Origin of the sequence: Pseudomonas sp. DR48, from assembly GCF_019823085.1 — a bacterium.
Lineage (GTDB): Bacteria > Pseudomonadota > Gammaproteobacteria > Pseudomonadales > Pseudomonadaceae > Aquipseudomonas.
In genome coordinates this window covers 1814242-1828609 of sequence record NZ_CP081946.1, presented here as the reverse complement: position 1 = coordinate 1828609, position 14368 = coordinate 1814242, and the positions used below count along the sequence as shown (strand labels likewise).

The 14368-nt window shown below is 59.6% G+C and carries 15 protein-coding genes; 9 read left to right on the top strand and 6 right to left on the bottom strand.

The window, feature by feature from the left end:
- Positions 1 to 7 precede the first annotated feature (7 nt).
- From pstA to K5K95_RS08400, 5 genes are all read left to right on the top strand, one after another.
- Positions 8 to 1678: a phosphate ABC transporter permease PstA gene (gene pstA, locus K5K95_RS08420; protein WP_222589068.1), complete on the top strand. Its 1671-nt coding sequence runs from the start codon at positions 8 to 10 to the stop codon at positions 1676 to 1678.
- A gap of 114 nt (positions 1679 to 1792) precedes the next feature.
- Positions 1793 to 2626: a phosphate ABC transporter ATP-binding protein PstB gene (gene pstB / locus K5K95_RS08415; RefSeq protein WP_027926300.1), complete on the top strand. Its 834-nt coding sequence runs from the start codon at positions 1793 to 1795 to the stop codon at positions 2624 to 2626.
- Between the two features lie 118 nt (positions 2627 to 2744).
- Positions 2745 to 3506 (top strand): phosphate signaling complex protein PhoU, encoded by a 762-nt coding sequence (gene phoU, locus K5K95_RS08410; RefSeq protein ID WP_090177873.1) that lies wholly within the window; start codon positions 2745 to 2747, stop codon positions 3504 to 3506.
- A gap of 167 nt (positions 3507 to 3673) precedes the next feature.
- On the top strand, positions 3674 to 4630 hold the full coding sequence (locus K5K95_RS08405) for a response regulator (RefSeq protein WP_222589067.1): 957 nt from the start codon (positions 3674 to 3676) through the stop codon (positions 4628 to 4630).
- Between the two features lie 200 nt (positions 4631 to 4830).
- On the top strand, positions 4831 to 5727 hold the full coding sequence (locus tag K5K95_RS08400; protein WP_222589066.1) for a peptidoglycan DD-metalloendopeptidase family protein: 897 nt from the start codon (positions 4831 to 4833) through the stop codon (positions 5725 to 5727).
- Between the two features lie 113 nt (positions 5728 to 5840).
- Here K5K95_RS08400 and K5K95_RS08395 read toward each other — a convergent pair whose 3' ends face one another.
- From K5K95_RS08395 to phoB, 3 genes are all read right to left on the bottom strand, one after another.
- Entirely contained in the window at positions 5841 to 7181 is a 1341-nt protein-coding gene (locus K5K95_RS08395) for a hemolysin family protein (RefSeq protein WP_222589065.1), read from the bottom strand.
- 123 nt (positions 7182 to 7304) lie between these two features.
- Positions 7305 to 8591 carry a phosphate regulon sensor histidine kinase PhoR gene (gene phoR / locus K5K95_RS08390; RefSeq protein WP_261398173.1) on the bottom strand — a complete coding sequence of 429 codons (1287 nt, stop codon included), beginning with the start codon at positions 8589 to 8591 and terminating at the stop codon, positions 7305 to 7307.
- A gap of 130 nt (positions 8592 to 8721) precedes the next feature.
- Entirely contained in the window at positions 8722 to 9411 is a 690-nt protein-coding gene (gene phoB / locus K5K95_RS08385; RefSeq protein WP_007896474.1) for a phosphate regulon transcriptional regulator PhoB, read from the bottom strand.
- 153 nt (positions 9412 to 9564) lie between these two features.
- Between phoB and K5K95_RS08380 the strand changes: the two genes are divergently transcribed.
- The gene (locus tag K5K95_RS08380) at positions 9565 to 9948 is read left to right on the top strand and encodes a hypothetical protein (protein WP_222589063.1); all 384 of its coding nucleotides are present in this window, start codon (positions 9565 to 9567) and stop codon (positions 9946 to 9948) included.
- A 90-nt stretch (positions 9949 to 10038) separates the two neighbouring features.
- On the opposite strand, the gene ubiA is transcribed toward K5K95_RS08380, so the two are convergent.
- Positions 10039 to 10929: a 4-hydroxybenzoate octaprenyltransferase gene (gene ubiA, locus K5K95_RS08375; protein WP_222589062.1), complete on the bottom strand. Its 891-nt coding sequence runs from the start codon at positions 10927 to 10929 to the stop codon at positions 10039 to 10041.
- Positions 10929 to 11492, bottom strand: a complete 564-nt coding sequence (locus tag K5K95_RS08370; RefSeq protein ID WP_222589061.1) for a chorismate--pyruvate lyase family protein — start codon at positions 11490 to 11492, stop codon at positions 10929 to 10931. Before K5K95_RS08370 ends, ubiA begins: the two co-directional genes overlap by 1 nt.
- A 202-nt stretch (positions 11493 to 11694) precedes the next feature.
- On the opposite strand from K5K95_RS08370, the gene K5K95_RS08365 reads away from it, so the two are divergent.
- The 3 genes from K5K95_RS08365 (at position 11695) to K5K95_RS08355 (ending at position 13499) form a co-directional block, all read left to right on the top strand.
- Positions 11695 to 11862, top strand: coding sequence for a rubredoxin (locus K5K95_RS08365; RefSeq protein ID WP_222589060.1), 168 nt, complete (start codon positions 11695 to 11697; stop codon positions 11860 to 11862).
- Between the two features lie 20 nt (positions 11863 to 11882).
- Positions 11883 to 13031 carry an NAD(P)/FAD-dependent oxidoreductase gene (locus K5K95_RS08360; protein WP_222589059.1) on the top strand — a complete coding sequence of 383 codons (1149 nt, stop codon included), beginning with the start codon at positions 11883 to 11885 and terminating at the stop codon, positions 13029 to 13031.
- A 192-nt stretch (positions 13032 to 13223) separates the two neighbouring features.
- Entirely contained in the window at positions 13224 to 13499 is a 276-nt protein-coding gene (locus K5K95_RS08355) for an HU family DNA-binding protein (protein WP_003213368.1), read from the top strand.
- A 99-nt stretch (positions 13500 to 13598) separates the two neighbouring features.
- On the opposite strand, the gene K5K95_RS08350 is transcribed toward K5K95_RS08355, so the two are convergent.
- Positions 13599 to 14117, bottom strand: a complete 519-nt coding sequence (locus tag K5K95_RS08350; RefSeq protein ID WP_222589058.1) for an Hcp family type VI secretion system effector — start codon at positions 14115 to 14117, stop codon at positions 13599 to 13601.
- Positions 14118 to 14368: the final 251 nt, after the last annotated feature.

The window sequence follows — 14368 nt, the reverse complement described above, 5'->3', positions numbered from 1 at the left end:
GAAGTCTGTGAAACAGAACTCCCTGAAAGGATGGTTCAAGAGCGGCGCCCCCGGCGTCTGGATCAGCGGTGGCGCGGTGTCCATCGCGGTCATCATGACCATTGGCTTGCTGGCGGTGATTGCCGTGCGCGGTCTGGGCCACTTCTGGCCGGCAGACCTGGTGCACGCCAATTACGACGTGCCGGGCCAGGCCAATCACCTGGTGATCGGCGAAGTGGTGCAGAAGGAAGAAGTGCCACGCGAGCGCCTGAAAACCGCTGGCCTGCCGGTGCCCGATCAGGGCCCGGAGTTCATGACCCGCGAGCTGATCAAGGTCGGCAACCGTGACCTGAACGGCAACGACTTCACCTGGATCGTCGGCGAGTGGCTGACGAACCAGAAGACGCCACCCGAGCTGATGACCATCGAGCGTCGCGAGTGGGGCAACTTCTACGGCTACCTGGTCAACGTCAAACAGGACGGCAAGGTCATCGCTGAAGGCGAAGCCGCATGGCCTGAGTTGCAGGCCCGTGTCGATCGCGTGAACAAGCTGGCCGCACAGCTCAAGAGCCTGGAAAAAACCGATATCGGTGCGATCAACGCCGGTCTGGAGCGGGTCCGCCTGCACGGTCGCAAACTGGAACTGGCCGGCCATCTCGACGCCACGGCTCAAGCAGACATGGAGTCCGAGCGCGCCGAGCTGAATGCTCGTTATCAAGACATCGAAGCACGCCTGAATGACCTGCATGCCCAGTTCAACCGCGACAGCCTCACGGCCCGCGATGCGAACGGCAAAGAGATCGAGATCGGCATCGGCAAAGTGGTTCACGCCTACCAGCCGAACGCCATGAGCACCTTCACCAAAGTCGGCTTCTACTTCAGCAAGGTCTGGGAATTCCTCAGCGACGATCCGCGTGAAGCGAACACCGAAGGCGGGATCTTCCCGGCGATTTTCGGCACCGTGATGATGACCCTGATCATGGCGATGATCGTGACCCCGTTCGGCGTGCTGGCGGCGGTTTACCTGCGTGAATACGCCAAGCAGAACGTGCTGACCCGGATCATCCGTATCGCGGTGAACAACCTGGCGGGCGTTCCGGCCATTGTTTACGGCGTGTTCGGCCTGGGCTTCTTCGTCTATGTACTGGGCGGCTCGGTTGACCGGATGTTCTTCCCTGAAGCCTTGCCGGCGCCGACCTTTGGTACGCCGGGCCTGCTCTGGGCGTCCTTGACCCTGGCGCTGCTGGCGGTGCCGGTGGTGATCGTGGCCACTGAAGAAGGCCTGGCGCGAATTCCCCGCACTGTGCGCGAAGGCTCGTTGGCCCTCGGCGCGACCAAGGCTGAAACCTTGTGGAAGATTGTGCTGCCGATGGCCAGCCCGGCGATGATGACCGGCATGATCCTCGCCGTGGCGCGCGCCGCGGGTGAAGTGGCGCCGCTGATGCTGGTCGGTGTGGTGAAACTGGCGCCGTCGCTGCCGGTGGACGGCAACTACCCGTACCTGCACCTGGACCAGAAGATCATGCACTTGGGCTTCCATATTTATGACGTCGGCTTCCAGAGCCCGAACGTCGAAGCCGCGCGACCGCTGGTTTACGCCACGGCGTTGTTGCTGGTGCTGGTGATCGCCACGCTTAACTTGTCGGCCGTCTACATCCGTAACCACCTGCGCGAGAAGTACAAAGCGTTGGATAGCTGATTGATAAGCCACGAGCGGCAAGCTACAAGCGGCAAGAAAATGCTGCTCGCCGCCTTTGCTCAAAACTTGCAGCTTGCAGCTTGAAGCTTGCAGCTACGAACGGAGTGAGACCCCATGCAGCACGAAACACATACCCACGGCATCAACATGTCTGCCCTGGGCCGCGACAAACAGAGCCTGAGCCTTGAACAGGAAACCGTGGCCATCGAAGTGCCGGGCCTGAGCCTGTTCTATGGCGAGAAGCAAGCGCTGTACGACGTCAGCATGAACATCCCGAAGCAGCGCGTGACCGCCTTCATCGGCCCGTCCGGGTGCGGCAAGTCCACGCTGCTGCGCACCTTCAACCGCATGAACGACCTGGTCGACGGCTGCCGTGTCGAAGGCGCGATCAACCTCTACGGCAACAACATCTACCGTAAAGGCGAGGACGTGGCTGAACTGCGTCGTCGCGTCGGCATGGTGTTCCAGAAGCCGAACCCGTTTCCGAAAACCATCTACGAAAACGTGGTGTATGGCCTGCGCATCCAGGGCATCAACAAGAAACGCATCCTCGATGAAGCCGTCGAGTGGGCGTTGAAAGGCGCAGCATTGTGGGACGAGGTCAAAGACCGTCTGCACGAGTCGGCACTGGGCCTGTCCGGTGGTCAGCAGCAACGTCTGGTGATCGCCCGCACCATCGCCGTGGAGCCGGAAGTCTTGCTGCTCGACGAACCGTGCTCGGCACTCGACCCGATCTCCACGCTGAAAGTCGAAGAGCTGATCTACGAATTGAAATCGAAGTTCACCATCGTCATCGTGACCCACAACATGCAACAGGCCGCGCGGGTGTCTGACTACACGGCGTTCATGTACATGGGCAAACTGGTGGAATTCGGCGACACCGACACCCTGTTCACCAATCCGGCGAAGAAGCAGACCGAAGACTACATCACGGGGCGGTACGGCTAGCCGTACAGCTGCAAGCCGCAAGTTTCAAGCGGCAAGAAAGAAGCGGTGCGATATCAGGACTTACATAACTGCTTGAAGCTTGCAGCTTGAAGCTTGCAACTTTCGCGGAGCGAAACAGATGATTAGTAAAGAAGGCCTTACCCATCACATTTCTGCGCAGTTCAACGCCGAGCTTGAGGAAGTGCGCAGCCATCTCCTGGCCATGGGCGGGCTGGTGGAAAAACAAGTCAACGACGCGGTGACCGCGCTGATTGAGGCCGACTCCGGCCTGGCGCAGCAAGTGCGTGATATCGATGACCAGATCAACCAGATGGAACGCAACATCGACGAAGAATGCCTGCGCATTCTGGCCCGTCGTCAGCCTGCGGCGTCTGACTTGCGCCTGATCATCAGCATCTCCAAATCGGTGATCGACCTGGAGCGTATCGGTGACGAAGCGACCAAAATCGCCCGCCGTGCCATCCAGTTGTGCGAAGAAGGCGAAGCGCCGCGCGGTTACGTCGAGGTGCGCCACATCGGCGACCAGGTGCGCAACATGGTGCGCGACGCGCTGGACGCCTTTGCCCGCTTCGACGCCGACCTGGCGTTGTCGGTGGCGCAGTACGACAAAATCATCGACCGCGAATACAAGACCGCGCTGCGCGAGCTCGCCACTTACATGATGGAAGACCCGCGCTCTATCTCGCGGGTCTTGAGCATTATCTGGGTGCTGCGTTCGCTGGAACGCATCGGCGACCACGCGCGCAACATCTCGGAATTGGTGATCTACCTGGTACGCGGCACCGACGTGCGTCACCTGGGCCTCAAGCGCATGAAAGAAGAAGTTGAAGGCACAAGTGGCGAAACCGCTAATGTTCCGGGCAAAGCTGACGATAAGTAAGACTGCCCAAGAAAAACGCCCGGTCCTTTGGCCGGGCGTTTTTGTATGGGGTTGACGACTTTAAACGCAGCACCCGCGAACGAAAAGTCCCGGCGTGACTGAAGGTTTTTGGCAATGTGCCATCAGTAAGACGGTATGCTTGCCGGGATTTTTTCGAGGGGTGGTGGATGAGCAAGATCAGTGTGTTGGTGGTGGACGATGCGGCATTCATTCGCGACCTGGTAAAGAAGTGCCTGCGTAACTACTTCCCCGGTATCCGGACCGAAGATGCCATCAACGGCAAAAAAGCTCAGGCCCTGCTGGCCAAGGAAGCGTTCGACCTGGTCCTGTGCGACTGGGAAATGCCCGAAATGTCTGGCCTGGAACTGCTGACCTGGTGCCGCGAGCAGGACAACCTCAAGACCATGCCTTTCGTGATGGTGACCAGCCGTGGCGACAAGGAGAACGTGGTTCAGGCGATTCAGGCCGGCGTTTCCGGCTACGTCAGCAAGCCGTTCACCAATGAGCAACTGCTGACCAAGGTCAAGCAGGCGCTGAACAAGGTCGGCAAGCTGGACGCCTTGATGAGCGGCGCGCCGACCAAAATGAACTCGGCGTTCGGCAACGATTCCCTGAGCGCGTTGACTGGCGGCAAGGCTGCCGTGGTCGCGCCTGCAGCGGCACCGGCCAACCCGTTCGCCAAACCTGCGGCCGCCGCCGCGCCAGCCCCAGCCCCGGCTGCTGCATCCCGCGGCCTGCTCAACAGCCCGCCGATCAAGCCTGCAGCGTCCTCCGCAGCGCCAGCTAGCGGTCGTGGCCAGGGTCAGTTGCGCCTGCCGAACGGCATTCAACAGTGCGTGATCAAGGCCTTGAGTCTCAAGGAAGCACTGCTGGTCGTGAAGCGCACCGACACCCTGCCGCAAGTGCTCGACAGCGCCGTGCTCGACCTCGAGCAGGGCGATAACGCCGAAACCGCCCGCCTTAACGGCTACTTGCACGCCATCGTCGCTCACGAGCAGAAACCCGACAGCGAATGGCTACAACTGACCTTCCGCTTCGTCGATCAGGATGCGCAGAAGCTCGATTACATCTCCCGCTTGATAGCACGTGGTACGGCACAGAAGCATTTCGTACCGGGCGCGTAATCCGTACCGCTGATCGTTCCCACGCTCTGCGTGGGAATGCCTCCCGGGACGCTCCGCGTCTGCTTCGGTGGGACGCGGAGCGTCCCTTGCTGCATTCCCACGCAGAGCGTGGGAACGATCATTTGAAACATCTGCCGACGACTCGGGTCCATTGCAGCTGCTAGGCTCCTCCCAGGCCTTACTCGACAGACTCTTTGCCCATGCTCGCGCGCCTGCTGTTTTTCTGTGGTCTTTTCATGGCCTCCACCTCGGCTGTGGCCATGACGATCTACAAGTCCAAAGACGCCAATGGCGTGGTCTCCTACAGCGACCGCCCCAGCAAGGGCTCCCAGGTGTTCGTTTTTCGAGATCGGATGGACGAGCACCTCGAGCGCCAGGTGTATCTGGACATCAAAAAGCAGAAGGGCGCGGACAGCGTGTTCGTGCGCAACGATCTGTATGCGCCCGTCGAGATCGAGTTGAGTTTCGCCGGGCTGAGTAATGTCAGTGGCGCACCGAGCCGGCCGATCCGTCGGGTGATGCCGGCCCGCAGCAACCTTCGTCTGGCGCTGCTCACGGCGACGCAGCCTGGAAGACCGCTGGCGTATACCCCAAGGTTCGAATATTCCCTGGGCGATCCCTCAGGCGCCGCCATGGCCTATCGATACCCATTGCCCTGGCGCGGCGGACCGTTTCGCCTGAGCCAGGGCGCGAACGGCCAATACAGCCATTTCGGCGCCAAGAATCGTTACGCCATGGACATCGCCATGCCCGAAGGCACGCCGATCATTGCGGCGCGGGGCGGAGTGGTGGTGAAAACCGAGAATGCCCAGACCGGGCGCGGCACCGATCCATCAGGCAACTTCGTGCGAGTGCTGCACGATGACGGAACCATGGGCGTGTACCTGCACCTCAAGCAAGGTTCGGTCAGCGTTCGCGAAGGGCAACGAGTATCGGTGGGCAGTGCGCTGGCGCTGTCGGGCAATACCGGCAACAGCAGCGGGCCGCACCTGCATTTTGTGGTGCAGCGCAATACGGGACTGGGGCTGGTATCGATTCCGTACCAGTTCAATCAACCGGTCGGGTCGTTGCCCAACTTTGCGTTGGGCAAGCAATGATGGGTTGCCTGTCCTGACGCCATCGCGGGCAAGCCCGCTCCCACAGGGTTTACGTCGTCCTTGTGGGAGCGGGCTTGCTCGCGATGGGATCGACCCGGTTGCGGATCAGCGCATCAATCGAGCATCAACACCTTGGCCAGAATGATCTTCGGCCCTTTCATCTTCTTGATGATGATCCGCAGTCCTTCGACTTCCAGCACTTCTTCCTCTTCCGGCACCCGTTTCAGGGTTTCGTAGACCAGCCCGGCGAGGGTTTCGGCTTCGACGTGGTCCAGGTCGATACCCAGCAGGCGTTCAACCTTGAACAAGGGCGTGTCGCCGCGTACCAGCAATTTGCCCGGCTGGTAGGCGAGGATCCCGCGCTCCGCCTTGCGGTGTTCGTCCTGAATATCGCCGACCAGCACTTCCAGCACGTCTTCCATGGTCAGGTAGCCGATGATGTTGCCATCGGCCTCTTCAACCAGCGCGAAGTGCGAGCCGCCCTTGCGGAACTGCTCCAGCAGCTGCGACAGCGGCATGTGCCGAGACACGCGCTCCAGCGGGCGGGTCAGCTCGGCGAGGTTGAACGATTCGGGAATGTGGTCCAGGGCCGCCAGTTCCAGCAGCAGATCCTTGATGTGCAGCAGGCCGACGAACTCCTGACGGTCGCTGTCGTACACCGGATAACGGCTGAATTTGTGGCGACGGAACATCGCCAGGATTTCCTTGAGCGGTGCGTTGAATTCCAGCGTCACCAGGTCTTCCCGGGAGTTGGCCCAGTCGACCACTTCCAGCTCGCCCATTTCCACGGCGGACGCCAGCACACGCATGCCTTGGTCGCTCGGGTCCTGGCCACGGCTGGAGTGCAGGATCAGTTTCAGTTCTTCACGGCTGTAATGGTGCTCGTGATGGGGCCCGGGTTCACCCTGGCCAGCGATCCGCAGGATGGTGTTGGCGCTGGCGTTGAGCAGGTAAATCGCCGGGTACATGGCCCAGTAGAACAGGTACAGCGGCACGGCAGTCCACAGGGACAGCAACTCGGGTTTGCGGATGGCCCAGGATTTCGGAGCGAGTTCGCCGACGACGATGTGCAGGTACGAGATGACAAAGAACGCCGCAAAGAACGACACGCCTTTGACCACTTCGGCCGACTGCACGCCGACAGCTTCAAGCATCGGTTCCAGAATATGTGCGAACGCGGGTTCACCGACCCAGCCAAGACCCAGCGAGGCGAGGGTAATACCCAGCTGGCACGCCGACAGGTAGGCATCGAGCTGACTGTGAACGGTGCGCAGGATGTGTCCGCGCCAGCCGTTTTTCTCAGCGATGGCCTCGACCCGGGTCGAGCGCAATTTGACCATGGCAAATTCCGCCGCAACGAAAAATCCGTTGAGCAAAACCAGGATCAGAGCAAAAAGAATCATGCCGAAGTCGGCAAAGAGTGTCGCGAGGGTCAAGCCAGGGGAAGGGTCCATGATGGAGTTTTGCGGTTTCCGTGTATTCGAAAGGAAAGAAAAAAGTGCACCTGAAAGGCAGGCACAAGTCAGCCAATGTAGCGGCTGACCGGGCGATTGCCTAGGGGGGAGTGCTGGCCGGTATCAGTCGGCAGCACTGATGACCCGGGATTTGGTGACCTGGGCCGGCGCAAAATGGCAGGTAAACGTGCTGCCATGCCCCGGCACGCTGCTGATTTCCATCCGCGCACGATGTCGTAACAATACGTGTTTGACGATCGCCAGGCCGAGACCGGTGCCGCCGGTATTGGAATTGCGACTGGAATCGACGCGGTAGAAACGTTCGGTCAGGCGCGGCAGGTGCTTACTGTCGATACCGATCCCCGAATCCTGGACGCTCAGGTGCGCACCTTGCTCGTCACCCCACCAGCGAATGCGGATGTTGCCATCGGCCGGCGTGTATTTCACCGCGTTGAACACCAGATTGGAAAACGCGCTGCGCAACTCAGCCTCGCTGCCCTTGAGCAGAATCGTCGGATCGGCTTCCAGGGTGATGCGCTGGTTTTTCTGGCCGGACAACTGCTGGGCGTCTCCCTTGATCGATTGCAGCAAGCCTTCGATGGCCACGGGCTGGTTGTCCGAGGGGTAATCGGTGGCTTCCAGTTTGGCCAATAGCAGCAAGTCGTTGAGCAAGGTCTGCATGCGTCCCCCTTGCTGCTGCATTTGCTGCAGGGCACGGGTCCAGCGCGGGTTCACTTCCTCGACGTTGTCGAGCAAGGTTTCCAGGTAACCGCAGATGACCGTCAATGGCGTACGCAACTCGTGGGAAACGTTGGCGATGAAGTCTTTGCGCATCTGTTCCAGCTGATGGATGCGCGTCACGTCGCGCACCAGCATCAAGTGTTCGTTGTTGCCGTAACGGGTGATGTACAACTGAATGCGCAGGCGATCGTTGGTCGGTGAAGGGATTTCCAGCGGCTCGGCGTAGGTGTCCTGCTCGAAATATTCCTTGAAGCGCGGATGGCGCACCAGGTTGGTGACCGGCTGGCCACTGTCTTGCGGTGTCTTGAGGCCGAGCAGGGTTTCGGCGGCGCGGTTCCACCATTCCAGGTTGCCGTCGCTGTCGAGCATGATCACCGCGTCTTTCAGCGCAGCCGTGGATTCCTGGACGCGGTCGATCACCGCTTGCAGGCGCCCGCGTACCCGTTGGTCACGGCGTTGCAGGTGATAGATGCTGTCGAACACTTCGCCCCACAAGCCATAACCGTCGGGCGGTGCCTCATCGGGTTTGTGCAGGCGCAGCCATTCGTGCAAGCGCAGCAGTTGCTTGAGGGTCCAGCCCAGGTAAATGCCCAATCCTGCCGCCAGGCTCCAGCCGTAGTAGCCGGTCATCAAACCGATGACCAGGCAGCCGGTGACCAGCAACAGCATGTGACGGATCAGGGTGCCATGCCAGTTTTGGTTCACGGGGCGTCCTTAACGCAGCTTCCAGTTTCAAGATGCAAGCCGCAAGTTAGAGCGGCTGTGCTTGCCGCTTATAGCTTAAAGCTTGCCGCTGCTTCTATGCTTTGGTGGAAAAGCGATAACCGGTGCCGCGCACGGTTTGTACCAGATTTTCGTAGGCATCGCCGAGGGCTTTGCGCAGGCGACGGATGTGCACGTCGACGGTGCGTTCTTCGACGTAGACGTTGCCGCCCCAGACCTGATCCAGCAACTGGCCACGGGTGTAGGCGCGTTCCTGGTGAGTCATGAAAAATTGCAGCAAGCGGTATTCGGTCGGGCCCATCTCGGCGGGTTTGCCGTCGATGGTCACGCGGTGGCTGATCGGGTCCAGCAGCAGGCCACCGACTTCGATCGGTGCTTCGCCGTCAGTCGGGCCAGCGCGGCGCAGTACGGCTTTGAGACGCGCTACCAGCTCACGCGGTGAAAACGGTTTGGTGATGTAATCGTCGGCGCCGACTTCCAGGCCCTGAATCTTGTTGTCCTCTTCGCCCTTGGCCGTGAGCATGATGATCGGGATGTCCCCGGTCAGCTCATCGCGCTTGAGGCGGCGGGCCAGTTCGATACCGGACGTGCCCGGCAGCATCCAGTCGAGCAGGATCAGGTCCGGCTTGCGGTCGACGATGATGGCATGGGCCTGCTGCGAGTTTTCCGCCTCCAGGCAGTCATAGCCGGCCATTTCCAACGCAACGGCGATCATTTCGCGGATGGGCGCTTCGTCGTCGACGATCAGAATGCTCCTGCCAACCATGCCTTTAATCCTCTTGTCATTTAACTGTCTTGCGCCGCATTAGATAACGGAATTATTGCAGTCGTGTGACAACAATTTAGCAGCCCGGCGATTGTCATGATCCTGAACTAAGCTCTAAGTCCGAATCCTGACAACCACAAAAGGAAGGTTTCCATGAGTCAATACACGTTCTCCCTTAAGGCTTTGATGTTGGCCGCTGTCCTTGCTTTGCCAACAATGGCCTTCGCTGCCGAACCCGCCATGATGAAAGACGGGATGATGGTGGATCACAAAGGCATGACCGTTTATACGTTCGACAAGGACGCTGGCGGCAAGTCAATGTGTAACGGTGATTGCGCTAAAAACTGGCCGCCAATGATGGCTCCGGCGGGTGCCAAGGCCGAGGGCAAATGGACCGTCATCAAGCGTGATGACGGCACGATGCAATACGCTTACGACGGCAAGCCGCTGTACACCTTTGTGAAGGACGAAAAGCCTGGAGAAATGAAAGGTGATGGCATGAAAGACGTGTGGCATGTGATGCGCGAGCATAAGTAAATGATTCGCTGATGCTATGAAAAGATCGCAGGCTTGGGCAGCGCCCACAATCGCGTAGGAGCCGCCCAAGACTGCGATCTTTTGCAAACGTCAACGCAACCCGTAATCCAGCACAATCCCCACGAAAATCGCCAGCCCGGCCCAATGGTTGTGCAAAAACGCCTTGAAGCAACGCATCCGGTCCTTGCCTCGGGTGTACCAGAACTCCCAGGCAAAACAGCCCGCCGCCGCTAGCAAGCCAAGGTGGAACCAGCCGCCGAGCTGGAATTTCGACCCGGCCAGCAGCAGGCAACCCAGCGCCAACCCTTGCAACGTCAGGATGATCACCCGGTCCGCATCGCCAAAGAGAATCGCGGTGGATTTCACCCCGATCTTCAGGTCATCGTCGCGGTCGGTCATGGCGTAATAAGTGTCATAGCCGACCGTCCACAACAGGTTGGCGATCCACAGCAGCCACGCCGCAGCTGGCAGCTCACCGGTTTCAGCGGTGAACGCCATCGGCATGCCCCAAGAGAACGCCGCGCCCAATACCACTTGCGGGTAATAGGTGTAGCGCTTCATGAACGGGTAAGTGAAGGCCAGCGCCAGGCCACCGAACGACAACCAGACCGTTTTCGCATTGGTGCACAGCACCAGCAGGAAGGCCACGCCCATCAACAACGCGAAGAACACCAAGGCTTCTTTGGAGCTGATCTTGCCACTCACCAGTGGCCGTTGTTCGGTGCGTTTCACGTGGCCGTCGACCTTGCGGTCCGCCCAATCGTTGATCACGCAGCCGCCGGCCCGGGTCAGCACCACGCCCAGCACGAAAATCACGAGGTTGGCCAAGGACGGCGAACCTTTGCCGGCAATCCACAGCGCCCACAATGTCGGCCACAGCAGCAGATAGATGCCGATCGGCTTGTCCATGCGGGTCAGTTGAATGAAATCCCAGGCCCGTGGATTCAAGCGATTCAGGGACTTGAGCAGGCTCTGATACATCAGCAATTCTCCGGATGGGCGCGGGTGGCGAGCCACAAGGTCGGCAAGAAAATCTCGGCTACCAGCACGCTCAAGGCACCGCGGTCGAACCGCGAGCGGCGGCCCCACAGCTCAGGTGCCCGGGCCTCCATCGGCAGCCATTCCTGAGGATAGTGGCAAACCTCGATAGCCCGACGCTGGAACGCTTGATCGCAAAACAGCAACTCACCCAGCGAGCGACTGCCCAATTCGTCCATGTGCAAGCCATCGCCCTGCAGCGCACTGCGCGCCGCCACGCTGCGGGCAAACACCCACGCTTCGCCATGGCCACGCAAATACACCTCGCGCACCCAGCCTTCACTGCCTTCATCAAGTTCCAGCGCGGCACATTCGTCGGCGCGCAGTGGTTGCCAGCCTTCAAACAGCGGCGTGACACTGAAAGCATTATTCGACAAACGGATCAGCCGGCGGGTCAGCGAGCCTTGGTCAAACAACCAGTCGAGGGTAGACGTGTCGGGGCGGGGCGTCAGTTGGCTTTGAGGGAGCCATAACGGGGTCGCGGAGGGGGATTTTGAGTGCGGCACAGTGAGTCATTATTGGCAGCAAATGAGGCGGCGAGCTTAACATGTCAGCCAGCGATTTTGATTGATCCGGGCCGCCGTTGCGCCGAACACGCTTGCATCTGCCGAGCCCGATCAGTACAAAACGCCCCTGAGCCGAACGGCAACGCTGCATCTATCGACCGTTTGCGCCGGCATCAAGCCTGAATCCTGAGGAAGTACCTGAATGAAAAAGTGGCAATGTGTGGTCTGCGGCCTGATTTATAACGAAGCCGACGGCTGGCCGGACGACGGCATTTTGCCGGGCACTCCGTGGCAAGACGTGCCGGAAGACTGGCTTTGCCCGGACTGCGGCGTGGGCAAGATGGATTTCGAAATGATCGAAATCAACTAAGACATTTAAAGGAGTAAGGAATGAACGCACCTGTCGTGATCGTCGGCACCGGGCTGGCCGGCTACAACCTGGCCCGGGAGTTTCGCAAACTCGATGGTGAAACACCGCTGCTGCTGATTACCGCCGATGACGGGCGTTCCTACTCCAAGCCGATGCTCTCCACCGGTTTCGGCAAGAACAAAGACGCCGATGGCCTGAGCATGGCCGAACCTGGCGCGATGGCCGAGCAACTGAAGGCCGAAGTGCGTACCCACACGCGCATCAGCGGTATCGATCCTGGACACAAACGCTTGTGGATCGGCGAGGAATCGGTGATTTACCGCGACTTGATCCTGGCCTGGGGCGCGGAAACCGTGCGAGTGCCGATCGAAGGCGACGCCGCCGACGCCGTTTTCCCGATCAACGATCTGGAAGATTACGCGCGCTTTCGCGCGGCAGCGGCCGGCAAACGTCGGGTGCTGTTGCTGGGCGCCGGGCTGATTGGTTGTGAATTCGCCAATGACTTGATCCTGGGCGGTTACGAGGTGCAACTGGTTGCACCGTGCGAACAAGTCATGCCGACCTTGCTGCACCCGGCGGCGGCCGCAGCGGTGCAGGCCGGGCTGGAAAGCCTGGGCGCGCGCTTCCACCTTGGCCCCGTGCTCAATCGCTTGCAGCGTGTGGATGATGGCTTGGAGGCGCATTTGTCCGATGGTCAGGTGATTCCTTGCGATGTGGTGGTGTCGGCCATTGGCCTGCGTCCGCGTATCGACCTGGCGGCGGCAGCCGGTGTGCAGGTCAACCGTGGTGTGGTGGTCGACCGTCACCTGAAAACGTCCCACGCCAATATCTACGCCCTGGGCGATTGTGCCGAGGTCGATGGGCTGAATCTGCTGTACGTCATGCCCCTGATGAGCTGTGCGAGAGCGCTGGCGCAAACCCTCGCCGGAAACCCTACCGCTGTCACCTATGGCCCAATGCCGATCACGGTGAAAACACCCGTCTGCCCATTGGTGGTTTCGCCGCCGCCACGGGGTATGGAGGGCGTCTGGACAGTCGAAGGGCAGGGTGCTGACGTCAAGGTTTTGTGCCGCGATTCCGGCGGAAAACTGCTCGGTTATGCTCTGACAGGCGCGGCGGTGATGGAAAAACTGGCCCTCAACAAAGAGCTTCCGGCACTGCTGGCGTAAATACCGGTCGTTCTGTCGGAATCACCCCTCTTTTGCCCCTACAAAGGTCGCGCCGAGACTGGCGCGGCTCTTCCGTGCGTGCCATTCTCACTCCCGTCTGCCGCAGAGTAGAGCACCTGCGGCGCTTTGGGCGCTGTTCCAACGAGAACAGCACGGACATAACAACAAAAAACCGTCAAAGGGGCTTCACTAATGCGTAAACCAGAACTCGCCGCTGCAATCGCTGAAAAAGCAGATCTCACCAAAGAGCAGGCAAACCGCGTTCTCAACGCCGTTCTCGAAGAAATCACCGGCGCACTTCACCGCAAAGACAGCGTCACGCTGGTGGGCTTCGGTACCTTCCTGCAACGCCACCGCGGTGCCCGTACCGGCAAAAACCCGCAAACCGGTGAGCCCGTCAAAATCAAGGCCAGCAACACTGTTGCGTTCAAGCCAGGCAAATCGTTGAAAGACAGCGTTAATCCGTAATTGCGGCGAACTCCCTGAATAAAGGGGAGAACCGTATTGAAAAATGGGCATGCCGATTAAATCGGGTGCCCATTTTTTATGGTCGATTGCAATACAACATTAGCCCGCGACCGGGGACCGCCAGTCATCGGAACCCGAGGTGCCGGCGACTTCGTGGGTCCAGGTGATCTTGCGGTAGGTGAATTGCACGTCTTCCAGGTGCGTGAAGTGCGAGTTCGATGGGTCCTGGCAGTTGTGCATTGTGTTGGTGATGGCGACGATGATCGCGTCTTCCAGTTTGGTGGTGTAGTAGTGCTCTTGGGTACCTTGAGCCGAAGTGCGATACCACTGGATAACGATTTCGCTCAAGCGCTCGCCAGAAGTCAGGGCCGCTTGTAGCAGGGGCGAGGACTTATCGTAGACCTTGGTGATCACAACTGGCTTGTGAACGCGCTGACCGGTTGGCTGGCCGGACTGTGGGTCACGCGGGATGATCACGTCGTGGCTGAAGGCCTGAACCATGACCTGGTCTTCGTGACCTTCCTGGTAGGTGTTGCCAACCGAGTCGGCGGTGAAGGCGCCGGCAGTGATCAGACCTTGTTTCTCGCCGGTGACGGACATGTACGCGGGTGTTGCCATGGGTTTGCTCCTTGCTCAATAAGTGAAAGTGCCCGTGAAGCGATGTCGCCTGCCGGGTGCCTTACACATGTCAAGCTTCGTACCATGTCGGGGAAACTACTTATGAATCAAGACTGAGTAATTTTGATCTGTAGGATATTTATCTGGTTATTCGAAGGAGCCGCTTCGAGGGTGCGCAAGAAGTTGCACACTGCTGCGCAACTTCTTGCGCAATGGGTTGCAGGCCTTTAATTTCAGGGCCTCTAGCGTTC

What these genes read in the sequence shown, in the direction of transcription:
- pstB (WP_027926300.1), top strand. Translation starts at nt 1,793, where the DNA reads ATGCAGCACGAAACACATACCCACGGCATCAACATGTCTGCCCTGGGC.
- phoU (WP_090177873.1), top strand. Translation starts at nt 2,745, where the DNA reads ATGATTAGTAAAGAAGGCCTTACCCATCACATTTCTGCGCAGTTCAAC.
- K5K95_RS08405 (WP_222589067.1), top strand. Translation starts at nt 3,674, where the DNA reads ATGAGCAAGATCAGTGTGTTGGTGGTGGACGATGCGGCATTCATTCGC.
- K5K95_RS08400 (WP_222589066.1), top strand. Translation starts at nt 4,831, where the DNA reads ATGCTCGCGCGCCTGCTGTTTTTCTGTGGTCTTTTCATGGCCTCCACC.
- K5K95_RS08395 (WP_222589065.1), bottom strand. Translation starts at nt 7,181, where the DNA reads ATGGACCCTTCCCCTGGCTTGACCCTCGCGACACTCTTTGCCGACTTC.
- phoR (WP_261398173.1), bottom strand. Translation starts at nt 8,591, where the DNA reads ATGCTGTTGCTGGTCACCGGCTGCCTGGTCATCGGTTTGATGACCGGC.
- phoB (WP_007896474.1), bottom strand. Translation starts at nt 9,411, where the DNA reads ATGGTTGGCAGGAGCATTCTGATCGTCGACGACGAAGCGCCCATCCGC.
- K5K95_RS08380 (WP_222589063.1), top strand. Translation starts at nt 9,565, where the DNA reads ATGAGTCAATACACGTTCTCCCTTAAGGCTTTGATGTTGGCCGCTGTC.
- ubiA (WP_222589062.1), bottom strand. Translation starts at nt 10,929, where the DNA reads ATGTATCAGAGCCTGCTCAAGTCCCTGAATCGCTTGAATCCACGGGCC.
- K5K95_RS08365 (WP_222589060.1), top strand. Translation starts at nt 11,695, where the DNA reads ATGAAAAAGTGGCAATGTGTGGTCTGCGGCCTGATTTATAACGAAGCC.
- K5K95_RS08360 (WP_222589059.1), top strand. Translation starts at nt 11,883, where the DNA reads ATGAACGCACCTGTCGTGATCGTCGGCACCGGGCTGGCCGGCTACAAC.
- K5K95_RS08355 (WP_003213368.1), top strand. Translation starts at nt 13,224, where the DNA reads ATGCGTAAACCAGAACTCGCCGCTGCAATCGCTGAAAAAGCAGATCTC.
- K5K95_RS08350 (WP_222589058.1), bottom strand. Translation starts at nt 14,117, where the DNA reads ATGGCAACACCCGCGTACATGTCCGTCACCGGCGAGAAACAAGGTCTG.